A 22,651-nucleotide genomic window follows, 5' to 3' on the forward strand; every position below is an offset into this window, starting at 1 on the left:
CAGTTTATTCAAACGATTGATAGCCTGGCTGCCGCTGTTTTAGCAGATCCGCGCGTGTCCAGGGCTTTTCCAGCCCGGCAAGATCAGCAGAGAGGTGTGCAAGAAAGTTTTGCGTAGGGGCGATGCGTCCGTGACCAATAAGCACCAGCGGCAGCAGCAGCGCGGCGCTGACCTGCGGCAGGGAGAAGCCTTTCAGCTGCGTATTGCGCTGATTGATCAGAAATAGCGTGCTGAGCGTAAAGCCGATCAGCAAACCGCTGGCGACTTCGCTTTTCGAATGCGCGAGCAGCACCAGGCGTGAAGCGCCCACCAATAGCGGTACCATATAGCCAATTGTCACCGCCACGCCGCGCCAGAATGCGGGCAGCCGACCTGATAGCAGCCAGAGCATAACCGGCCAGAGAGTGGCTGACATCGCGCTGTGTCCGCTAAAGCCGGTGAAGTTAAAGCGGGCGCTACCGATGCCGAACCCCATAAACAGGATTTTCGACACGCTGACGATCAGTCCCGCTAGCCCAAAGGCCAACAGCCAAAACCAGACCGTGCGCCGATCGCTGCTTTTCCAGGGCAGGATCAGCGCGATAAGAATTGCTGTGGGGATCAGCAACATGCTGTCGCCAAAATAGGTAATCGTTCTCCAGGACATAGCCAACCTTTCTGTTATGAGTATGCCTCTCGCCAACTGGCGAGAAGGGGCGTCGCTACGCTGCCACGAAAAGTGAGAGCTGGATCGCGCGTAGCAGTTTATCGGTGAAATGGGGGCGCGCCAAAGGAGAAAGTCTGAAAAGCGGGCATTCCGTGCAGCGCTTCATCGCCCGGCGACGGGCAAGCTGCTTTTTTCTGGCATCAAACCGGCGATCTCCCTATAATTGCCGCCAGTTAATCCTCTCAATATCTGACTGAACGCTAAGGATGATGTTTCGACATCGCCTGGTGCCACGTCACACAGTTATCAGGTCTTTAATTTTATGACTGACAAGTCCCATCAATGCGTCATTGTAGGTATCGCAGGCGCATCCGCATCAGGAAAAAGTTTAATTGCCAGCACGCTGTATCGTGAAATCCGCGAACAGGTCGGCGATGAGCATATCGGCGTGATTCCTGAAGACAGTTATTACAAAGACCAAAGCCACCTCACTATGGAAGAGCGGATTAAAACGAACTATGACCATCCCAGCGCGATGGATCATGATTTGCTGCTGCATCATCTTCAGGCCCTGAAAGCGGGCCAGCATATTGAATTGCCGGTTTACAGCTACGTTGAACATACCCGCACGCAGGAAACCATTCATCTCAAACCGAAAAAGGTCATTATTCTCGAAGGGATCCTGCTGTTAACCGATGCCCGCCTGCGCGAAGAGATGAACTTCTCCATTTTTGTCGATACCCCGCTGGATATCTGCCTGATGCGTCGTATGAAGCGCGACGTGAACGAACGCGGCCGCTCAATGGATTCGGTAATGGCGCAGTATCAAAAAACCGTGCGTCCGATGTTCCTGCAGTTTATTGAACCCTCCAAGCAGTACGCCGATATCATCGTGCCGCGCGGGGGTAAAAACCGCATTGCCATCGATATTCTGAAAGCGAAAATCAATCAATTCTTTGAGTAAGCGCGTCAGCCCGAAGAAAAAGGAGTAAACGGCGATGAGATTATGCGATCGCGATATTGAAGCCTGGCTTGATAACGGCAAGCTGGCGATTACGCCGCGCCCGCCAGTAGAGCGCATCAACGGCGCAACCGTGGACGTGCGGTTGGGCAATCAGTTTCGTACTTTTCGTGGGCATACTGCAGCCTATATCGACTTAAGCGGCCCTAAACACGAGGTCAGCGCGGCACTGGATCGCGTGATGAGCGATGAGATTGTGCTGCCGGAGGGTGAGGCGTTTTATCTGCATCCGGGCGAGCTGGCGCTGGCCGTGACCCTGGAATCGGTCACGCTGCCTGACGATTTGGTCGGCTGGCTTGATGGTCGTTCATCGCTGGCGCGTCTGGGTTTAATGGTGCATGTGACCGCGCACCGCATCGATCCCGGCTGGCAGGGCCGTATCGTACTGGAGTTCTATAATTCAGGTAAGCTGCCGTTGGCCTTGCGTCCCGGTATGCTGATCGGTGCGCTAAGCTTTGAACCTTTGTCTGGTCCCGCCGCCCGCCCATATAACCGTCGTGAAGATGCTAAATACAAAGGGCAGCAGGGCGCGGACGCCAGTCGGATCGATAAAGACTAACTGCCTGAACAGGGGATGGGATGAGACGATTAATTACCACGCTGGCTATTTTATTCGTCGTGATTGTAGCGGGCATGACAGCGCTGGTACTGTTGGTTAACCCCAACGATTTTCGCAACTATATGGTGCAGCAGGTTGAACAGCGTAGCGGCTATCAACTGCGCCTGGAGGGCGATTTGCGCTGGCATGTCTGGCCGCAGCTTAGCATCCTTGCCGGACGTATGTCCGTTACCGCCCCTGGCGCACAGCAGCCGATGGTGATGGCTGAAAACATGCGGCTTGATGTCCATCTCTTTCCTTTACTGTCGCATCAGCTCAGCGTTAAGCAGGTCATGCTGAAGAACGCAGTGATCCGCCTGACGCCGGAGAGCGAAGCTCAACAGCCAGCCGATGCGCCGGTAGGGCCGACGAACTCAACGCCGCCGGAACCGGTAAAAGGCTGGACTTTCGATATCAGTCATCTCGAAGTGGCTGACAGCCTGTTAATCTGGCGTCAGCCGCAGGGAGAAGAGATTAACTTTCGCGATCTTAATCTCTCCCTGACGCAGGACAGCCGCCGTGAGGCGAGGCTGTCACTGGCGACGCGGGTTAGCCGCGATCAGCGTGAGCTGCAGCTGTCGCTGGATGGCGAGATGAATGTGGCCAATTATCCGCAGCGCGTAAGTGGTACGGTGAAGTCGCTGAGCTGGCAGCTACAGGGACCGGGTCTGCCTGCAACGGGATTGCAGGGCAAAGGCAGCCTGCAGGCGGAGTGGCTGAATGACAGCCAGCGTTTTTCATTGCAAAACGTGGCGCTGACATTGGGTGACAGCCAGCTGAACGGCGCTATCAGCGGCAAGCTTGGCAACGCGCCGGCGGTCACGATTGATATGCGCTCGCCGCATCTCGATCTGGATGCGCTTTCCGGCCTGAATTCGCCAACCAGCGCTTCGCCTGGCATGTCTGTCGCCACCGCCTTTAGCCGCGCGCCGGTGATCGCCGAACCCACCCGTTACGATCATCCCCTGAACAGTCTGAATGCAGCGCTGAAGCTTCAGGTCGATACGTTGCGCTGGCATGGCATGGATATGCAGCAGGTAGCGCTGGATGCGCAAAATCATCAGGGTAACATAGCGCTTAATACGCTGAGCGGACGGGTAGGCGAGGGCACTTTCTCGTTACCGGGCACCTTAAATCTGCATCAGCAGTCGGTTGCGGTGGCGCTGCGTCCGGCGCTGCAGAATATTGCATTAGCGCCGTTGCTGCAGGCGTTTGCTCTGCCGCCAACGCTGGATGGCCAGCTGACATTAACCGGTAACATGAGTGGAGAGGGACTGAGCGTTGTTGATTTTCATCGGCGCTGGCGCGGCGAAGCCGAAGTAGCACTGGATTCAGCTCGCATTATCGGCATGAATTTTCAGCAACTGGTCCAGCGGGCCGTGGCCCGTAACAGCGATCGGGTCAGCAGCGGAGATGAAACGGGCAACAGTAACGAAACCCGCCTTGATAAGCTGCAGGCACAGGCAACCTTAAAAGATGGCCTTATTACGCTTAAAAACCTACAGGGCGGGGCTTCCGGCTTCCGTCTGGGCGGCGCGGGTGAGATAGATATGCTGCGTCGTCAGTGCGATATTCATTTTGGCGTGCAGGTTACCAGTGGCTGGAAAGGGGATAATGACCTTATCGCCACACTGCAACAGACGGCGGTTCCGCTGCATATCTACGGCGGCTGGGATAATCTGCAATACAACCTGAAAGTGGATCAGCTGCTGCGTCAGAAGCTTGAGAGTCAAATCAAATCGCGCCTGGATGAGTGGTCACAGCGTAATCAGAAAAATGTGACGCCGGAAAAAGCGCCGCAATAGTCGCTCTGGCGCAGGAATCGCCTGATATCCTGCGCCTGGCGCTCTCCTCAGCGGTAACGCGTTATGGCTGTTTACGCCTCGGTATCCGACTCGCGCTGAGCAAACGGAATAATCTGCACCTTATGCACGCGATGGCTTTCCACTTCTAAAGTGCGAATAAGCCAGTCGCCGATCTGCAGCTCTTCGCCCGCCTGAGGAATATGCTGCAGCTGATCCATCAGCAGACCGGCAATGGTGTGATAATCGCGCTTTTCGTTTAGCGGCAGGTCGATATACATCTCCAGATCTTCCAGCGGCATATGGCCATTGGCTATCCAGCTGCCATCCTCTTTCTGACGAATATCATAGCGCGCGTCCAGCTCGTCGCTTTCATTTGGTAAATTACCGGCAATGGTTTCCATGATGTCGCTCAGGGTCACCACGCCCTCCACCGAACCAAACTCATCCACCACAAAGGCGAAATGGGTGCGCGCGCTACGGAACTGCTCCAGCGCCAGCAGCAGCGTAAGCTGTTCCGGGAAAATTAGCGGCTGACGAATCAAAGCGCGCAGGTCGAGAGAGTTATGATGCAGCGACTGATGCAGAAGATCGATAATATGCACCACTCCCAGCGGCTCGCTGCCGTTTTCGGTAATTAAGATCCTGGTATGCTGATTACGGTCCAGCTGCGCCATTATCTTTTGCGGGCTATTACTCAGGTCAATATGTTCGATATCGTGACGCGAGGTCATAATACTGCTGACGCTGCGTTGCGCCATGCTCATAACCCGCACGACCATCTGGCGTTCCTGTTTATTAAAGACCGCGTGCTCATCGGCCTCTCCCACCAGCGAAGCGGTCTCCGCATCCAGCTCCGCTTCGGCGTGCTGACCGCGCAGCAGATGCAGTACCGCTTCGGCGGTGCGTTTGCGCAGCGGTATGGTCGATGAAAGAAAGCGACGGCGATTGAATTGCGACAGCTGATTAAGACATTCAATTAAGATAGAGAAGCCAATAGCGGCATAGAGATAGCCCTTGGGAATATGGAAGCCAAACCCTTCAGCAATCAGGCTAAAGCCAATCATCAGCAAGAAGCTCAGGCAAAGAATCACAATGGTTGGGTGGCCGTTAACAAAGCGGGTTAACGGTTTGCTGGCAAGGATCATCAGGCTGATGGCGATAGCCACCGCAGCCATCATCACTGGCAGGTGATCCACCATCCCAACGGCAGTGATAACCGCATCCAGTGAGAAAACGGCATCCAGCACGACAATCTGCGCCACCACCGGCCAGAAGCGCGCGCCATGCTTCTGTGGATTCTCATCACTGTCGCGTCCCTCCAGCCGCTCATTGAGCTCCATAGTGGCCTTAAACAGCAGGAATAATCCGCCGATCAGCATAATCACATCGCGGGTGCTAAAAGTGTGACTGAATAGCGTCAACAGCGGACGCGTAAGCCCGGTTAACCATGCGATCGAGGTCAGTAGCGCCATGCGCATAAGCAACGCCAACAGCAGCCCGGTAATGCGGGCGCGATCGCGCTGCGCGGCAGGCAGCTTTTCCGCCAGGATGGCAATAAAGATCAAATTATCGATACCCAGCACCAGTTCAAGCACAATTAATGTAACCAGTCCGGCCCAGATTGATGGATCTGCGATCCATTCCATACCCTGTTTCACCTTTTATTGTTTATTTTGCTGAGCGATAGTGGAATCTGAATAATGAAAACGCAATATTACCTGAGATAAATCCTAAACAAAAAAAGCGCAAGCCTTAATGTGCGCCTGATAGGCATATATTAGCACTCAAGCTTATTGGGATTTTACGGGGGCAGAGAGAGGTAATTATTAACATCTGCTGCAGAAATAAACGCCATCTGGTTGCATTATGTAATAAAAGTTATTATCAAGCCGGAATTATCTGGAAAAAAAAGAAAGGCGCTGTCGGGGTAACTTACTGAAAATTAACCATTATTTTTTATATTCTTTAGTCTTATTCTGAAAGTGCTATGGATCTGCTTTCCTGTGCTTGTCACAACCAGTCAATAGTATAAAAATCTAGCCATAACTTATGTGATCGGACCGAGATAATTGATGCGGCTCTTTTGCTGCGCTCAGATAAATGAGTAATCCCTTTGGCTTAATGTAGCTTATAAGAGCTAACCGATCCCTGCGCCTCAAATAGCACTGTTTCTGATTTAACAGCATTGGTAGCTGAAAGCCAGGGGCGGTAGCGTGCTTAAACTCTGGCTGTTGGGTTCAAATATGCCCGTCAAGAGTAATGTATAAATTTCTGTTGTTTTAAGACTAATGCTAAATAAATACGACAGAATAACTGATGCCATCATAAAACCTGATTCAGGCCTTAATGTCGGCATTACAGGACAAATTAATACCGATACGGTCAGTAAGCTGACCATTAATGGTCGAACTGCAGGACAGCGGGCCGCCTCTGTTTTTACCGGGCGTTGACAGAGTGGCTTTCGCAGCAGGGACATTTATGCATAAAACGAGGGGCAAACATCTCATGACGGAACAGCAATAGTTAGAGCAGATTGGTCGTGAATTGACGTTTATTCATGAACTTTTTTTGCGGCGACACACACCGCTTTAGACAATAAATCAGCAATAGTGATGATAATTCAATGATGAAAACGAAACTAAAGTTGGCTCCGTTACTGGTGTCAATCTCACTTATCAGTGGCTGTACCGTAGTCCCAGGGCAAAATGTTTCTACCAGCGGTAAAGATGTTATCAAGCAGCAGGACGCTGATTATGACATCAACAAAATGGTTAACGTCTTTCCTCTTACCCCGATGTTGGTCGAGCAGCTGCGCAGAAAACCTATTGTTGCCCAGCCGAACCCGCAGCTCGATCGTGAGCTGGCTAACTATGAGTATCGTATCGGCGTAGGCGATGTGTTGAGCGTTACCGTTTGGGATCACCCGGAGCTGACGACTCCAGCCGGCCAGTACCGCAGCGCCAGCGACACCGGTAACTGGGTCCATTCAGATGGCACCATCTATTATCCTTACATCGGTAAGGTAAAGGTCGCCGGTAAAACCATCCAGCAAGTGCGCAGCGAGCTGCAGAGTCGTCTGGCCAGCTATATTGAAAGCCCGCAGGTTGATGTAAATATCGCGGCTTTCCGTTCGCAAAAGGTCTACGTCACCGGCGAAGTCGGTACCTCTGGTAAACAGGAAATCACCAATATCCCGTTGACCGTCCTGGATGCGATTAACACCGCAGGCGGTCTCTCCGCAGACGCCGACTGGCGTAACGTGGTGCTGACCCACAATGGCCGTGAACAACGTATTTCTCTGCAGGCGCTGATGCAGAACGGCGATTTGACGCAAAACCGCCTGCTCTATCCGGGCGATATTCTGTACGTGCCGCGCAATGACGAACTGAAAATCTTTGTCATGGGCGAAGTGAACCGCCAGCAGACGTTGAAAATGGATCGCAGCGGCATGACGCTGACGGAAGCACTGGGCAATGCGGAAGGGCTGAACCAGGATGTCTCTAACGCCACCGGCGTGTTTGTTATTCGTCCGAACCGCGAACAGGGCGGCAAGGTTGCGAATATCTATCAGCTTAATACTGCTGATGCGACCGCGATGGTACTGGGCACGGAATTCCAGCTGCAGCCGTATGACATCGTCTACGTGACCGCAACACCGCTTACCCGCTGGAACCGCGTCATCAATCAGTTGCTGCCTACCATCAACAGTGTTCGCTACAGCATCAACTCAGCGAGAGATATCAAAAACTGGTGATGAATATGTTTAATTCAATTCTCATTGTCTGCGTGGGCAATATCTGCCGTTCGCCAACTGGCGAACGATTACTAAAACGCTACTGCCCGGATGTGAAAGTTGAATCAGCAGGATTAGGCGCGCTGGTGAACTATCCAGCAGATGAAAACGCCATCAAGGTGGCAGAGCAACACGATCTCTCGCTGGAAGGGCACCGCGCCCGCAAAATCACTTCAGCCATGTGCAGAGAAAACGATCTGATCCTGGTGATGGAAAAACAGCATATCAATGACATCAGTAATATCGCCCCGGAAGTTCGCGGCAAAACCATGCTGTTTGGTCATTGGTGCGCAGGTCGTGAAATCCCGGATCCATATCGAAAAAGTATAGAGGCTTTTGAATCTGTATACCTTTTATTGGATGACGCCGCTCAGAAATGGGCCCACGCATTAAATCGATAATCAGGCATAATAATGGTCAACAAAAAATCAGATAGCTCGCAGAAAATTGCAGATGCCAAAGATGAAATCGATGTAGCCCGTTTATACGGTTCAATTATCGATCATCGCTGGCTCATTATTGGCGTAACCGCACTATTCGCAGTAATAGGTATTATCTACTCCATCCTCGCCACCCCGGTTTATCGGGCCGATGCGCTGGTACAGGTTGAACAAAACCAGGGCAGCCTGGTGATGACTCAACTCTCCAATCTGATGCCGGATACCAAACCGGCTTCAGATGCGCAGATTGGTCTGATCATGTCCCGGATGGTGCTGGGTAAAACCATCGAAGATCTTAACCTGCAAACCACCGTCGCGCCGAAATATCTGCCGGTTGTGGGTGCTGGCTGGGCGCGCCTGATGGGCAACGACGATAAAAAACTCGCCGTTTCTCGTCTGGAATTACCGCCGGAACTGATCGGTCAGAAGCTTGAGCTGGTTATCGGTGAGAACCACACCTTTACCCTCTCTGGCGAAGACGGTGAACTGGTAAAAGGCAAAGTAGGCCAGTATGTAGGGCAGGGCAAAGTAAAAATCCTCGTCTCTGACACCAATGCCGGGCCGGGCGACGCCTTTGTTGTGCAGAAAAATGGCTATCTGCCGACCTACAATGATTTGGTAGGCCGTCTGAGCGTGGTGGATCAGGGCAAAGATACCGGCGTGCTGGCATTAACCCTGAACGGTTCCGATCCGCAGTTGACGCAGGATACGCTGCGCGCCATTACGGAAAACTATCTGCTGCAAAACGTTGAACGTAAATCTGAGGAAGCGCAAAAGAGCCTCGATTTTATTCAACGTCAGCTGCCGCAGGTGCGTCAGAAGCTGGATGATGCTGAGAACAAACTGAACGCGTTCCGTCAGCAAAACGATTCAGTGGATCTGACGCTGGAAGCCAAGTCGATGCTGGATACCATGGTTAATGTGGATAACCAGCTGAACGAACTGACTTTCCGTGAGGCGGAAATCTCCAAGCTCTATACCAAAGAGCACCCGGCCTATCGCACGCTGTTGGAAAAGCGTAAGACGCTGCGGGATGAGAAAAAATCGCTGGAGGGTAAAGTTTCAGCCCTGCCGCGCACTCAGCAAGAAATTATTCGTCTGACGCGTGATGTCGATGCAGGCCAGGCGGTGTTCATGCAGCTGCTGAACAAGCAGCAAGAGCTGAGCATCAACAAAGCCAGCACCGTGGGTAACGTACGTATCGTTGACCCGGCACTGGTGCTGAACAAGCCGATCGCTCCGCGCTCTGCCATTATCATCGCCGTTTCTCTGGTGCTGGGCCTGCTGGCTTCCACCATCTACGTGCTGATGAAAACCATTCTGATTCGTGGCATCGAGAGCCCGGAGCAGCTGGAAAACAGCGGCATCAACGTATACGCCAGTATTCCTATCTCTGAATGGCAGCAGCAACGCGATCGTAAGCTGGCGATGCTGGGCAAAGATAAGGGCAAAAAAGCGATACGCGGCGGTGAGTTGCTGGCGCTGGCAAACCCAACGGATCTGGCGGTTGAAGCGGTACGTAGTCTGCGTACTACCATGCACTTCGCTATGCTGGATGCGCCTAACAATATCGTCATGATCTCCGGTAGCAGCCCGGATATCGGTAAAACCTTTATCAGCACTAACCTGGCCGCCGTGGTTGCACAGTCAGGCCAGCGCGTACTGTTTATTGATGGCGATATGCGTAAAGGCTATTCGCACGAGCTGTTTAATACCGATAACCGTCACGGTCTGTCTGACCTGCTGTCAAATCAGGCAACGCTGCAGCAGGCGATTCGACCCACTAACGTCAGCGGGCTGGACTTTATTCCGCGCGGTCAGCTGCCGCCTAACCCGTCTGAACTGCTGATGAGTCAGAAGTTTATCGACCTGATGGCCAACGTGCAGAAGCAGTACGATATCGTGATTATCGATACCCCGCCGATTCTGGCGGTGACCGATGCGGCCATTATCGGTATGCAGGCCGGCACCAGTATGGTGGTGGCAGGATTTGAGAAATCCACGGTGAAAGAGATTGAAGTCAGCGTTCGTCGCTTTGAGCAGAACGGTATTGAGATTAAAGGCGCCATTCTGAACCTGGTGGTGAAAAAAGCTGCCAGCGCCTACGGTTATGGCTATTACCACTATAGCTACGAATCAACCAAGCCGTAAAACGAGAGTGCCAGCCGTTCGCGGCTGGCCTTTTAAGGTTTTTAAAACGAATCACATTGAGACTGATGTTATGACTGAGTCTACGCCTTTAATCAGCGTTGTTATTCCCACCTATAATCGTGCCGACATCATTTTAAAAACCCTAAACAGCGTTTTAAATCAAACCTGGCGTAACATCGAAGTGTTCGTGGTGGATGATGCTTCCACGGATAATACCGCTGAGGTCATGGCGGGCGTTAAAGATGAGCGCGTACATTTTATTCAGCTGGCGCAAAACAGCAGCGGCACGCGTCCGCGCAATGAAGGAATTGAGCGCAGCAGCGGTGAGTTTATCGCCTTGCTCGATTCCGACGATGAGTGGGTGCCAGAGAAGCTGGAAAAACAACTGGCCTATTTACGCCAGCAGCCGGGTAAAAACCGCGTTTGCATGACGGCTAAATATAATAAGCGTCCTGAGGGCATGCACCTGCGACGGAATAAAGACCTGAAAAAATATTCCTCGATCATGGAGTTCCTGCTGCTGGGCAACGATTTTCAAACCAGTACGCTACTGCTGGACGCCGCGATAGCCAAACAAACGCAGTTTGATCCTACGCTGCGTAAACATCAGGACTGGGATTTCGCCCTGCGTCTGCAGGAGAGGGGAGCCAGCTTTTTTTATCTCGACCTGCCGCTGACCATTTATGACGATTCGGACTCTACCGCGCGTATCTCTTCCGACGGTAAACGCGATAAATCGTTAATCTGGCTGGAGAGCATTAAAAAGCGCGTACCCAGCTATATCTGGTTCGGCTTCTACGCAAAGATTATTGCCGACAGTTATTTGCTCTCTAATGAAAAATCGAAAGGCGTGGCTATCTATTTAAAGCTGCTGCTGTCGAGAAAAATTAAATTCAGCCATTTTATGGCGATGATGAATGAAAGATTTAAAAAGTTAGCCACTATTACCGCGAAACGTTTTGTTCCGGGGAAGTGATTTAAAACAGCAATTGGAATGGCGAAAATAAAATGAAATTTTTATCGATGAAGATAGGTATAAGAAAGAATCGCTATCTCTATTTCGATCCACATATGACCTTTATGCTGTTCTTATTTATGATGTTGATGATGGTGGGAGTGGCGTTAGTAAAAGAGTCGGTGATGAAACCGTACTTCTTTTCAGACCAAATCACCATCTTTAGCTTTATGAAGTTTACCTATAGCTTCGGCCCCGGAAACTCCTACGGCAGCACAGCTTACTTTTATAAACTGTTGGGATTTGAACAAAGCTCGATTGTATTTGCGCTGATTTCAGCCATTCTCATCATCAGCACCTTTGTGTTTATTTTCATCAAGGTGCGCGGTGGTTCGATGAATATATTTGATATCGGCGTGTTCTTGTTTTTTTGCTTTTCTTCAATGATTAACCTGACGTGGCAGAGTAAAGACTTTATCGTATTTTTGATGATGATGCCGTTGCTCATCACCTTTGCGAATCGTACTGCCGGGCTATTAATATGGACCTGCTTTGCTCTGTTCTACGCCTATTATTTCAGGACATACTGGTTCCTGTTTTTAATAGAGTTTTATGCCCTGCTGTTAATGTCGCGTTATGTCCATAAAGGAAAGTGGATATTTATTTTATGTCTGCTTTCGCTGCTGGTACTGGCGCTTGGCTTCCAGTATGGTTTAGGCATTGACGTAGATAATTTCCGTAATGAAGTGAATGAACACCGACTGGAGAGAGAAGGTGACGGTAGCAATACCCTGATTCGTCCCTGGTTCCCGGCCGGTAATCCGTTATTTGGCTGGTTAAACGTTAGTCTGACGTGGATAACATTCTTTTTCCCGTTCCCACTGATTTTAATGTTGTCACCTTATTATGTGGTTATTTCTACCTTTATTATTTTGATGTTCAGAAGAATCTGGCAAACGCTTCATGCCGCCCTGCAGGACAGAACCTATCCGCTGGTTGTGGTGTTTGCGCTGGCGATTATTTCCTACACGGTTATTCAGAGCCTGTTTGAACCAGATTATGGCAGCTACCTGCGTCACCTGTCGCCATTCTATCCATTAATGTTTTACGTCTATTTAAGTTTTGGGAAATTCAAAAAGGAAGAGTAAATGAAAATCCTCCATGCTGCAGAGACAATAAAAGGTGGCGTTGCCACAGTTTTAAAACAACTCGTTGCGGCACAACAGGATGAGAAGAACAGTTATCAAATCCAGTGCCTGATCCCGGCGGATCAGGCCGGAGAACTGGATACGGCACATGCAGAAAACGTCGTGAAATGGCAACGTAAGGGCCGGTCGGTCGGCGCGCTGTTTTCATTTGCCGCTGCGTTTTGCCGCACGGTAATCAAATTCAAGCCCGACGTGGTGCATCTTCACAGTTCCTTTGCCGGCGTTATTGGCCGTGCCTGTTTGCTGTTGCTGTGGCCTGTTGTTCGTCCGAAAGTGGTTTACTGCCCGCATGCATTTAGCTTCCTGATGCAGACCAGTAACGGTAAGAAAAAGATCTATTCCTTTATCGAAAAAGCGTTGCTGCCAATGACGGACGCCATTATTTGCGTCAGTCAGTATGAAGCTGACCAGGCAAAGGCGCACGGCATTAGCGCTGATAAGCTGGTAGTGATTCATAACGGCGTGGCTGAACGGCAGATCGTCAAGGCGGATACGCTAGCCGATCCGCGTATTAACGTGCTGTTTGTTGGGCGTTTTGATTACCAGAAAGGCTACGATATTTTACTGAATGCCATGAAGCGTAATCAAAATCCCAATATTCACCTGACGTTGATTGGCGACAGCGTACACAGCGCCGAGAAAATTGAAAAGCTGCCGGGGGCGGAGTATACCGGCTGGCTTAAAGCCAGCCAGATGGAACCTTATTTTATCGCGGCGGATGTGCTGGTCATTCCCAGCCGTTGGGAAGGGTTCGCGATGGTGCCGCTGGAGGCAATGAGCTATTCAGTGCCAATTATTGCCAGTGACGCAACTTCACTGCCGGAAGTGGTAATTAATAATGAAACGGGTTATCTGTTTAAAAACGGTGACTCTGACTCCTTACTTTCTGTACTAAACCGCCTGGATAAATCTGATTTGAGGGAAAAGGGGCGAAAAGGAAATCAATTATTTACCAATAACTTTACTTCGCAGGCTATGATAGCCAAAACGCATGGTTTATATGCCGACATACTGAAACGTTGAACACCAATTAACTAGCGAGGTCTAAGACATGTCTTCAATCATGCATGAATTAGGCAGGGATGATAATAAAATGATGACGGCGAGTGGATTTCGTACCCGTACTAACGCGTCGATTATTTCCATAATACAGCGTTTTTCTGACATTTTTGTGATGTTTACCGGGCTGTATATTTTAGCACGCATTGAATCCCAGTCTTTTTCATCATCCTGGTGGCTACTTTCACTTACCGCTCTGGCATTATTCCAGATGATTGGCGGTATTACTGATTTTTATCGCTCCTGGCGCGGTGTGAGTTTCGCCCACGAGCTACAGCTTATTTTGCAAAACTGGGCATTAAGTATTTTGATTACTGCAGGCGTGATGTCGTTCGTCAGCGATCTGGATCTTAATTTTAAAGCTTATTTGTTGTGGTTTGGGATTGTGGCGATCGGTTTTATCGCCTGCCGTCTGGCAATTCGCTATTTTGCCCGTATTATTCGCAAGCTGGGATACAATACGCGCAATGTCGCCATCGTCGGAAATATGCCCATTGGCGTTTCACTTGCTAATAGTTTCATTAACGCACCCTGGATGGGTATGAACGTTGTCGGGCTTTATTCTGACGTTGCTAATGAATCTCGTAGTGATGCTGGCAATATCAACTACTGCGGCAATCTTGAGCAGCTGTTGGTTGATGCCCGGGAAGGGAAACTGGATAAAATTTATATCGCCATGGCGATGTCAGAAGAAATGGCGATCCGCGAGCTGGTGAACAAACTTTCTGACACCACCTGTTCGGTAATGCTTATCCCGGATATTTTCACCTTTAATATTCTTCAGTCGCGCACCGAAGAAATTAATGGCGTGCCGGTGGTGCCGCTGTTTGAAACGCCAATGAATGGCATCAATATGGTGTTGAAGCGTATCGAAGATATCGTGGTTTCATCCTGTATTCTGTTGTTTATCTCTCCTGCGCTGTTGACCATTGCCGCGCTGGTTAAATTCACCTCGCCGGGCCCGGTGATTTTCCGTCAGGTGCGTTATGGCATGGACGGTAAGCCGATTAAAGTGTGGAAGTTCCGCTCAATGTCGGTGATGGAGAATGGCGATACGGTTACCCAGGCCACGAAAGGCGATGCGCGTATTACACCTATTGGTCGTATTTTACGCTCTACCTCGCTGGATGAGCTGCCGCAGTTCATCAATGTATTAAAAGGCGATATGTCTATTGTTGGGCCGCGTCCGCATGCCGTTGCTCATAATGAACAATATCGCTCGATTATTCAGGGCTATATGCTGCGCCATAAGGTGAAACCAGGCATTACCGGCTGGGCACAAATTAATGGCTGGCGTGGTGAGACCGATACGCTGGAAAAAATGGAAAAACGTGTTGAGTTCGATCTGCAGTACATCCGTGACTGGAGCCTGTGGCTTGATATGCGCATTATTTTTCTGACTCTCTTTAAAGGCTTTATCAGTAAAACAGCTTATTAAAAAATACTTGTTTAATTTTCAACAGTAAATAAAAGCAGGCTGGTTTACTCTTGCAGGTAAGCCAGCAAAGCGATACATTGATTTTCTGACAGGATAGCAGGATTTTAATCTATATTTAGCGAAACAGCGTTAAGGCAAGGAATGTGCCGCTCGTCATTTTTGGCGACGCTGAATGAGCTTTACGATTATATTTGCTTAAAAAATAAGGAGGTGCCATCTTTAACGAAGATGGGTTATCTCCTTTTTTTTAGGTATTTAGCTATCGTAGACAGAGGTGGCAATGAAAATCTCTTTTTTTGTTTATACTTTTCCGGTGCCTTCAGAAACATTTGTAATAAACCAGATAACCTATTTTATAGAAAGAGGATTTGATGTCGAAATAATTGCGGTGCTGCCTGGACCGGCAATTGAAGAATTTGCAAAGAAAGATCGCTATGCGCTGTTGCAAAAAACGCACTATTTATTATCTGCTGAAGAAAATAAAACCAGCGCTCGCGCCATGAGTCGTTTGAAAACCATTGTGAAAGGATTGGTGCAGGCAAAATTCAACGTGCTGCCAGCCCTTAACTACAAAAAGTATGGCTACAGCTCCAAAAATCTCTCTCTGCCGGCGATTATTGCCGCTAATAAACAGAGTTATCATGCCGATCTGTTTATCGCACATTTCGGCACCGCTGGCGTACTGGCAAATAAGCTACGTAAATTTGGCGTCCTGAAAGGCGAGCTGGCAACAATCTTTCACGGCTACGATATTTCCACTCACCGTATTCTGGAAACCTACGCAGAGGATTACAGAGAGCTGTTTCAGGACAGTAAATTTATTCTGCCTATTAGCCGACTATGGGCGGAACGCATTCGCTCATTGGGCGGCGATGCGGCCAAAACGCATATTATGCGCGTCGGTATTGATACTGAAGATTTCGACTTTTCACCACTGACCCAGATTGGCGAGCCGATCCGCCTGCTGACGATTGCCCGTTTGACCGATAAAAAGGGCATTTTCACCTCCCTGGAAGCATGCCGCATCCTGAAAGAAGGCGGTTATTCCTTTATCTACAATGTGCTGGGCAACGGCCCGCAGCGCGATGAGGTTGAGCAGACCATCGCCCGTTACGGTCTGCAGGACCATGTCATTCTGCACGGTTTCCAGTCGCCGCAGGTGATTAACCAGTTTCTGCGTGAATCAGATGTTTTTATGCTGCCTTCGCAAACGGCGGAAGACGGTGATATGGAAGGGGTGCCGGTGGCATTGATGGAAGCGATGGCGCGTGGAATTCCAGTAGTTTCTACCTGGCACAGCGGCATTCCTGAATTGGTTGAAGATGGCAAGAATGGCTGGCTGATTAAAGAAAAGGATGCCGCTGCGTTGGCTGATGTCATCGCTAAAATCGCGGATGAAAAACCTGATTTGATGCCGATGCTTAAGGCGGCACGTTACAAGGTTGAGCAAGAGTTCGATAAGAAAAAATCTTATGACAGCCTAATCGCATTAATTAGCGGGCAACAGCCTGCATGAGTGTGGCGCTGATGTCAGATAAAAAATTGAGTAAGAGAGATCGTGCGATGTCTACTGAAGCTTTAGTAAGTGTACTGATCCCAGTCTATAACTGCGAAAAGTTTATCGAGAAAACGCTGCTTTCGATTATTAACCAGAGTTATAAAAATCTCGAAATCGTTATTATCGATGATTGCTCAACGGATAATACGTTCGCGCTGGTAGAGGCGGTACGCGATAATCATCCAGACGTGCGCTTTGTTCTTCAGCAGAATCAGCCTAATCTTGGCGTTTCTGCAACCCGTAATCGGCTGGTTGCCGCCGCCAGCGGCGACTATATTGCCTTCCTGGATTCCGATGATTATCTGGAAAGCAATATGATCGCTTTACTGGTCAATACGCTGGAAAAAAAGCAGGCAGATGTTTCTCAGTGTCTCTATTTTTATGAAAGCGAAGACGGCAGCAGTAAAAAAGTCACTAACCGCTTTGCGCCTGCCGGTACGCTGACCGGCAAGCAGGCATTAATTGCTATGCTGGAAGGGGAGATCCCCGGCTTTCTCTGGAATAAGCTCTTTAAACGCGAGCTGTTTGATGGTATCACCTTCGATGAAAAGAAGATCATTTTCGAAGATTACGAAGTGTTGATTCTTATCTTTAATAAGAATATGACTATGTCCTTCACCGCAGAGCCCCTTTACCATTACATCCAACGGCCTCAATCGCTGACCAAAAAGTCCTGGGATAAAGCAACCATGCGTTTAGATTACCTGCCTCTGACTGACCAGCTGACGGGCAGCGTATGGAAAAATAAGGAAGAACATAAAATTTTCCTGCGTCATAAATATTCTGTTATTGCGCGCGTCGCATTTATGGCCGTTTCACGTGCCGTAAGCTTTTCCGCTGCGGTACAGGCGATTAAAAAATGCCGTTCGCATCTCTCATTTCGTGAGTTTTACTCTGTATCCCCTACGTTAAATAAAAAAATAAATATCCTTAATGTCATGCTGTTTGCATCACCGTATACGCTGGTTCTGTTGGGGCGCATGGGTAAGCATATTCTGAAAAAAGGATAAATTTCCCCGCTTTAAAAAAGGGAAAGATCGCCATTAATGGCGTTCGATTAACCTTTTAACGTTTTTAATCATTGGTGGTTATTTAGGAGAGAAGAGTGAAAGTTCATTATTATAAAACTGCCGCAGGTAACTTTGGTGACGATTTAAACGAATGGCTGTGGCACGATTTATTACCAGGGGTATTTGATGAGAATGAAGAATGCCGCTTTGCCGGTATTGGGACTATTATCAGCTCTGCGTTGCCCCCCGCTAAAAAATGGATCGTTTTCAGCAGCGGCGTCGGCTATGGCGTCCCACCAGCCAACTTTGGCGACGAAAGCTGGAATATTCTGAGTGTACGCGGCCCGCTGACTGCACACGTGCTGGGTCTGCCAAAAGAAAAAGCGATTACTGATGGCGCGGCGTTATTAAGTACGCTGGCGGAATTCCAGCCGGTACCGGAAGCCGAGCGCAAAGGCGTTATTTTTATTCCTCATCATGACGCGTTAAAAACAGGTCAGTGGGAAGAAGCCTGTCGCCGCGCGGGCGTCGAATACATCAGCCCACAGGGTGATGCTAAAACCATTATTAACCGTATTCGTCACGCCAGGCTGATCCTGGCTGACGCTATGCACGCCGCGATTATTGCCGATGCGATGCGTGTGCCGTGGGTGCCGCTGGTTAGCTCCAGCCAGATCAACACCTTTAAATGGCTCGACTGGACGCAGACGATTAATCAGCATTATCAGCCGCTGGTGCTGGGCAGCAGCTCCTTCCGTGAATCTATGCGTGACAGAACGCTGGCGCTGTACGGTGAGAACTATCACCTGAAAAATGCCGACGTTGATTACGCCATTAAAGAATTTATTCGCGTACGCAAGCAGAAAAGTACCGCCTGGTGGCCGCGCTACCTGAAATATACGCGCTACTTCTCCCATGAGGTGCCGGATCGCCTGTTTACCGGCGCAGAGACGCGCTTCAATATGAAATGGAACGATCGCTATATCGACCAGGCGGCGGCGAAACTGCGTCAGGCGGCCCAGCTTAGCGGCCAGCGCAGCGACGACAAAGTGTTTTATGAGAACGTGGAAAAATTGCAGGAGCGTTTGCGCCAGGTTGAAGTCATTGCCCGCGCGTAACGCTGAAACCTTCCACTAATCAGGACATTACAGTGAGAAAACAGTCAGATAAACCCACGCCAAAAGGCAGCGTCGCTTCCGGCGCCGTTTGGTCAATCCTCGATAACGTGGCGGCGCAGGGCATCACTTTTGTTATCTTCCTGGTGCTGGCGCGCTTACTCGATCCGCATCTCTATGGCATGCTCAGCGTGTCCATTTTGATTACCCAGCTGTTCAGGACGGTCATATTTGAAAGTATCGCGACATCGATCATTCGTAAGCATGAACCGACCGACGAAGACTTTAATACCGCCTTTTTAAGCTGCTGTATGTTTGCGGTTCCGGCGTTTCTCATTGTCTTCTTCTCGGCCAACATGCTGGAAAATATGATGGATGTTCCAGGGCTGGCCGATGTGATTCGCGGCACCAGCGTGATTATTCTGGTCAGCGGCCTGAGTAAAACACATGAGGCCTGGTTGACGCATCGACTGCTGTTCCGTTCGCTGGCGATTCGTTCCATTACCTCCATTGGGCTAGGCGGCATTGTCGGCGTTTATCTGGCATGGAAAGGCATGGGGATCACCAGTCTGGTCATGCAGCAGGTGGTGACCTCGGTTGTGGCGACCATTACGTTGTGGCTGGCCACGCCGTGGAAACCGCGCCTGAAATTCTCCGTTGCGTCGTTTAAAGAGTCGATGCGCTTTTCCCGCCACGTAGCGCTCAGCGGCGTGACCAACTTCGCTAACCAGAACAGTGATATTTTCTTTATTACTTACTATCTGGGCAGCGCAGCAGCTGGGGTCTATTCCGCAGGCAAACGTATCGTGAACACGCTGAATACGGTAATGGCTACCGCGCTGATGCGCGTTTCGCTACCGGCGTTTTCGCGGGTGAAAAATCAGCTGGATGAGTTTAAATCTCACTATCTGAACGCCACCTTTTTTACCATTTTGCTTACTGCGCCAGCCTTTATCGGCCTGTGCTACCTGTCGCATGATGTCACCTGGCTGCTGTTAGGGCAGAAGTGGATGGAGTCGGTGCCGGTTATGCAGATTGTCAGCGCGACCGGCTTTATCGTCTCTATTGGCTACTATAACCATACGGTGATGTTTGCCCGCGATCGCCCGGACTGGCAGTCGCGCCTGACGCTGCTCTACGCAGTGACCAATATCACCATTTTCTTTATCTTTGTCCGTTACGGGCTGGTAGCGATGGCGCTTTCCTACTCGTTGCGCACACTGCTGCTCTATCCGGTTTCGGCCTGGTGCGCGCTCACGTTGCTGAATGTAACCTGGAAAGAGTATCTGGCGCAGATTGTTAGCCCGATCATCGGTTCGCTGGTGATGTGTCTGGGCCTGTTTGCAATGGATCGTCTGCTGCATTTGCAAACCGGCTGGGAAAAACTGGTGCTGGATATTATTGCGGGCGCCGTTATTTATGGCCTGTACGTGATGATGTTTATTCCTCGCCATAAGCTAGCGATATTTTCTCATGCCATAGCGATGATTAAGAATCGTAAAAAACCGGCCTGACCTTAAGAAAAAAGCCTCAGCGCCAGCGCTGAGGCTTTTTTTTATCCGCATCTGAACACCACGTTCTATGGGCGTGGTCATCAACGGGTTTTGGCTCTGCCTTATTGTCTTTGGACTTAAATCTCACAGGACGGGCAGAGACTTCTTTTTAAGGGTTTTAGTACGCCCTTCCAGGGCGTAATCAATGCCGCCTTCATAGAAGGCGGATTTTTACGCCGGCTTCACCTGTTTCTGCGTTGCCAGGTTCAGCCACGGTGCTTCAGGATTATTACCCAGCGCCACCCACACCGAATTATTATTAACCGAGACATTTTTCCCGGCATATTTATTACGCTGGTTCAGCTGTGATTTTGCTGATGTGAGCTGATCGCTGCTGTAGGTAAAGTTGCTTCTGATGCCAATATTGTTTTGTACCGTCCAGGCAATATCGGGCGAGCTGCCGTTACTATACGCGACGGGCATCTCGTTGCCGGAAATGACGCTATTGTCGCTAATCGTCAGTGACCGGCTAATGCCGCTCAGGTTAGCGAAGCGTCCTTCGCCGCTAACCTGCGTATTTTTAATACTCAGATTATCCAGGTTCGGCAGCTTAAATGCCGTGCTGACATTAAGGTAAGTGTCGCCGTTAACGTTGATAGTGCCGCCTTTACCACGCGCCATCTCTAATCCAATACCCTGACCGTTCAGCTCGTGATAGTTGTTGTTGCTGGAAATAAATACGTCAGGATTCGAAGTAATCAGCGCAGCTCTGGCAAATCCGCGCGTATCCAGATTATTAATGCGGAAGCGCTTCGGCTGATTCAGGTAAAGCGCAGTATTGGTACGAGCGCCTTCGTTAATCATGCTGCCTGACAGCGTTACGTCATGATCGCCGGTTTGGGTTGCAATGGCGAAGCCGTAGGCTTTGGTACCTTTGGCAATCAGTACGGTGCTGTCGATATTTACGCCTTCGTTGAAATTGACCACGGCGATCGCCGCTTTGATAGGCCGCCAGGCGTTGCCGTTCAGTATATCCGGGCTGTTGCTGTAACGAATGGTGTTCTTAACATTGATATTTTTGCACTGAATATAGGCTTCGCCCCACCAGGTAGCGCCGCCCATGGAGATATTCCCGATCGAGATGCCGCCATTGATGTTTTCCATTGCGAAATGACGACGGAAGCTGCCCTTCGCCATATTGTTCGCCATGATAATGTCTTTGTGATCGAAATCGCGCACATGCTTGCGTGCGCCCGGCAGCCCCTCAGCATGGAATGCCAGGCGAGCATCCTCGCCAGCCTTACAGTAGGCATGGTTGCCGGTCATGATCGTGCCGGAGCCCCAGATGGTTACCGCATCGCCACGATCCTCACCCAGTTTAGAATGCAGATCGCGCATACCTGTTCCGGCGCCCAGGCACTCTAAAAACCAGTTGTTAGTGATTTTGGTGCCGTAAGCGCCAAAGCTGGCCGGGGCGATAACCGACTGCAGCATACGATAAAAATAGCAGTTAGAGACTTCACAATAGTTCGCGGAAATCATAATTCCGCCCTGGCGACCGCCGGTTTCGCTTTTTAATAGCATAGGATTATCTAATACTATGCCATGAATTTGCGTCGCGTCAGCTTTCAACACCAGCAAAAATTCATTACCCATATTTGCCAGTGGCGTAATAATACCATTGCCACGCCCTTCAATTATTTGGTTTTTTACCGTGAGCGTAATGGATTTATTTATACTGACTGGTGTATCAATAGTAAGGTATTTCTTATCCTCAACCAGCTGTTGCAAAGCAGCGTAATTATCGACCGGGCCGTTGCTGCGATGAATATCATTACGAATTTTAGCCCATGAGGTGGACGCGTGATCGAGGATAATGCCCGGCGCGCCATTGATTTTACCGGCAACGCTATCCGGCGCTGGTGCCGACGGCGTGGAGGCGGGGGCCGCATTGGCGCGCGTCAGGCTACCGAGCGTGCCGATGGCAGCGGCCGAAGCCAGAATTTTTGTTAACGCCTTACGTCGCGAGTGGATACGTTCTTCACTGGCTTTTTCATTAATGCTCATCTCTGACCCTTTTAAGAATGACAACGCCAGGTTTCATTATTCATTTAAGCCAGATAATTGGAAGATGTAATATTTAAAATCAGATAAAAGAAAACGCTTTTTTACACTTGCGTTAAGCGCTGGTAATTTTATCAGATTAATCTCAGCGAATAATGCTTGCTGTAATAAAATAAGTTGATTAGGGCAGGAGAGATTTATTGTTGTTCAGGGTTTTTCCGGCTGCATTTGATTTATTCGACAGAGATGCACCAGATCTTTTAATTCTTTGTTTCTTTAACACTATTGCTGACGAAA

Annotated in this window: 17 protein-coding genes; 14 read left to right on the plus strand and 3 right to left on the minus strand. The window is 49.8% G+C overall.

Translation table 11 applies throughout. The features are described 5' to 3' along the window. Window positions 1-4 precede the first annotated feature (4 nt). Window positions 5-646 carry a phosphatase PAP2 family protein gene (locus ACQE3Z_RS02670; protein WP_085071169.1) on the minus strand — a complete coding sequence of 214 codons (642 nt, stop codon included), beginning with the start codon at window positions 644-646 and terminating at the stop codon, window positions 5-7. A gap of 322 nt (window positions 647-968) precedes the next feature. Between ACQE3Z_RS02670 and udk the strand changes: the two genes are divergently transcribed. Genes udk through asmA form a run of 3 tightly spaced genes read left to right on the plus strand, consistent with a single transcriptional unit; the run spans window position 969 to window position 4,070 of the window. Then, on the plus strand, window positions 969-1,610 hold the full coding sequence (gene udk, locus ACQE3Z_RS02675) for a uridine kinase (RefSeq protein ID WP_249891531.1): 642 nt from the start codon (window positions 969-971) through the stop codon (window positions 1,608-1,610). A gap of 34 nt (window positions 1,611-1,644) precedes the next feature. Beyond that, complete coding sequence (dcd, locus tag ACQE3Z_RS02680; protein WP_426972021.1) at window positions 1,645-2,226, plus strand: dCTP deaminase; 582 nt, start codon at window positions 1,645-1,647, stop codon at window positions 2,224-2,226. A 20-nt stretch (window positions 2,227-2,246) separates the two neighbouring features. After that, window positions 2,247-4,070: an outer membrane assembly protein AsmA gene (asmA, locus tag ACQE3Z_RS02685; RefSeq protein WP_426972022.1), complete on the plus strand. Its 1,824-nt coding sequence runs from the start codon at window positions 2,247-2,249 to the stop codon at window positions 4,068-4,070. A 71-nt stretch (window positions 4,071-4,141) separates the two neighbouring features. Here the strand turns inward: asmA and ACQE3Z_RS02690 are convergent, their stop codons facing one another. Further along, window positions 4,142-5,716 (minus strand): TerC family protein, encoded by a 1,575-nt coding sequence (locus ACQE3Z_RS02690; RefSeq protein WP_426972023.1) that lies wholly within the window; start codon window positions 5,714-5,716, stop codon window positions 4,142-4,144. Window positions 5,717-6,693: 977 nt separating this feature from the next. Between ACQE3Z_RS02690 and ACQE3Z_RS02695 the strand changes: the two genes are divergently transcribed. From ACQE3Z_RS02695 to ACQE3Z_RS02745, 11 genes are all read left to right on the plus strand, one after another. After that, entirely contained in the window at window positions 6,694-7,824 is a 1,131-nt protein-coding gene (locus ACQE3Z_RS02695; protein WP_426972024.1) for a polysaccharide export protein, read from the plus strand. Window positions 7,825-7,829: 5 nt separating this feature from the next. After that, window positions 7,830-8,264, plus strand: a complete 435-nt coding sequence (locus ACQE3Z_RS02700; protein ID WP_250650325.1) for a protein tyrosine phosphatase — start codon at window positions 7,830-7,832, stop codon at window positions 8,262-8,264. A 12-nt stretch (window positions 8,265-8,276) separates the two neighbouring features. Beyond that, the gene (wzc, locus tag ACQE3Z_RS02705; protein ID WP_426972026.1) at window positions 8,277-10,454 is read left to right on the plus strand and encodes a tyrosine-protein kinase Wzc; all 2,178 of its coding nucleotides are present in this window, start codon (window positions 8,277-8,279) and stop codon (window positions 10,452-10,454) included. A 70-nt stretch (window positions 10,455-10,524) separates the two neighbouring features. Further along, entirely contained in the window at window positions 10,525-11,430 is a 906-nt protein-coding gene (locus ACQE3Z_RS02710) for a glycosyltransferase family 2 protein (RefSeq protein WP_250650323.1), read from the plus strand. A gap of 47 nt (window positions 11,431-11,477) precedes the next feature. Next, window positions 11,478-12,557, plus strand: coding sequence for a hypothetical protein (locus tag ACQE3Z_RS02715; RefSeq protein ID WP_426972028.1), 1,080 nt, complete (start codon window positions 11,478-11,480; stop codon window positions 12,555-12,557). Next, window positions 12,558-13,640, plus strand: coding sequence for a glycosyltransferase (locus ACQE3Z_RS02720; RefSeq protein ID WP_426972029.1), 1,083 nt, complete (start codon window positions 12,558-12,560; stop codon window positions 13,638-13,640). It begins immediately after the preceding gene. A 73-nt stretch (window positions 13,641-13,713) separates the two neighbouring features. After that, window positions 13,714-15,114: an undecaprenyl-phosphate glucose phosphotransferase gene (gene wcaJ / locus ACQE3Z_RS02725; RefSeq protein ID WP_085072328.1), complete on the plus strand. Its 1,401-nt coding sequence runs from the start codon at window positions 13,714-13,716 to the stop codon at window positions 15,112-15,114. Window positions 15,115-15,394: 280 nt separating this feature from the next. Continuing rightward, the gene (locus tag ACQE3Z_RS02730) at window positions 15,395-16,630 is read left to right on the plus strand and encodes a glycosyltransferase (protein ID WP_426972030.1); all 1,236 of its coding nucleotides are present in this window, start codon (window positions 15,395-15,397) and stop codon (window positions 16,628-16,630) included. 47 nt (window positions 16,631-16,677) lie between these two features. After that, on the plus strand, window positions 16,678-17,682 hold the full coding sequence (locus ACQE3Z_RS02735; RefSeq protein WP_426972031.1) for a glycosyltransferase family 2 protein: 1,005 nt from the start codon (window positions 16,678-16,680) through the stop codon (window positions 17,680-17,682). A gap of 95 nt (window positions 17,683-17,777) precedes the next feature. Further along, the gene (locus ACQE3Z_RS02740; RefSeq protein WP_426972032.1) at window positions 17,778-18,800 is read left to right on the plus strand and encodes a polysaccharide pyruvyl transferase family protein; all 1,023 of its coding nucleotides are present in this window, start codon (window positions 17,778-17,780) and stop codon (window positions 18,798-18,800) included. Between the two features lie 32 nt (window positions 18,801-18,832). Further along, on the plus strand, window positions 18,833-20,311 hold the full coding sequence (locus ACQE3Z_RS02745; RefSeq protein ID WP_426972033.1) for a lipopolysaccharide biosynthesis protein: 1,479 nt from the start codon (window positions 18,833-18,835) through the stop codon (window positions 20,309-20,311). A 210-nt stretch (window positions 20,312-20,521) separates the two neighbouring features. On the opposite strand, the gene ACQE3Z_RS02750 is transcribed toward ACQE3Z_RS02745, so the two are convergent. Further along, complete coding sequence (locus tag ACQE3Z_RS02750) at window positions 20,522-22,357, minus strand: hypothetical protein (protein ID WP_426972034.1); 1,836 nt, start codon at window positions 22,355-22,357, stop codon at window positions 20,522-20,524. Window positions 22,358-22,651: the final 294 nt, after the last annotated feature.

The sequence above is a fragment of the Pantoea sp. FN0307 genome, assembly GCF_050113815.1.
GTDB lineage: Bacteria > Pseudomonadota > Gammaproteobacteria > Enterobacterales > Enterobacteriaceae > Mixta > Mixta alhagi.

Bases quoted from the DNA above. Each gene is read 5' to 3' on its own strand.
- ACQE3Z_RS02670 (WP_085071169.1), bottom strand. From the start codon at position 646: ATGTCCTGGAGAACGATTACCTATTTTGGCGACAGCATGTTGCTGATC.
- udk (WP_249891531.1), top strand. From the start codon at position 969: ATGACTGACAAGTCCCATCAATGCGTCATTGTAGGTATCGCAGGCGCA.
- dcd (WP_426972021.1), top strand. From the start codon at position 1,645: ATGAGATTATGCGATCGCGATATTGAAGCCTGGCTTGATAACGGCAAG.
- asmA (WP_426972022.1), top strand. From the start codon at position 2,247: ATGAGACGATTAATTACCACGCTGGCTATTTTATTCGTCGTGATTGTA.
- ACQE3Z_RS02690 (WP_426972023.1), bottom strand. From the start codon at position 5,716: ATGGAATGGATCGCAGATCCATCAATCTGGGCCGGACTGGTTACATTA.
- ACQE3Z_RS02695 (WP_426972024.1), top strand. From the start codon at position 6,694: ATGATGAAAACGAAACTAAAGTTGGCTCCGTTACTGGTGTCAATCTCA.
- ACQE3Z_RS02700 (WP_250650325.1), top strand. From the start codon at position 7,830: ATGTTTAATTCAATTCTCATTGTCTGCGTGGGCAATATCTGCCGTTCG.
- wzc (WP_426972026.1), top strand. From the start codon at position 8,277: ATGGTCAACAAAAAATCAGATAGCTCGCAGAAAATTGCAGATGCCAAA.
- ACQE3Z_RS02710 (WP_250650323.1), top strand. From the start codon at position 10,525: ATGACTGAGTCTACGCCTTTAATCAGCGTTGTTATTCCCACCTATAAT.
- ACQE3Z_RS02715 (WP_426972028.1), top strand. From the start codon at position 11,478: ATGAAGATAGGTATAAGAAAGAATCGCTATCTCTATTTCGATCCACAT.
- ACQE3Z_RS02720 (WP_426972029.1), top strand. From the start codon at position 12,558: ATGAAAATCCTCCATGCTGCAGAGACAATAAAAGGTGGCGTTGCCACA.
- wcaJ (WP_085072328.1), top strand. From the start codon at position 13,714: ATGACGGCGAGTGGATTTCGTACCCGTACTAACGCGTCGATTATTTCC.
- ACQE3Z_RS02730 (WP_426972030.1), top strand. From the start codon at position 15,395: ATGAAAATCTCTTTTTTTGTTTATACTTTTCCGGTGCCTTCAGAAACA.
- ACQE3Z_RS02735 (WP_426972031.1), top strand. From the start codon at position 16,678: ATGTCTACTGAAGCTTTAGTAAGTGTACTGATCCCAGTCTATAACTGC.
- ACQE3Z_RS02750 (WP_426972034.1), bottom strand. From the start codon at position 22,357: ATGAGCATTAATGAAAAAGCCAGTGAAGAACGTATCCACTCGCGACGT.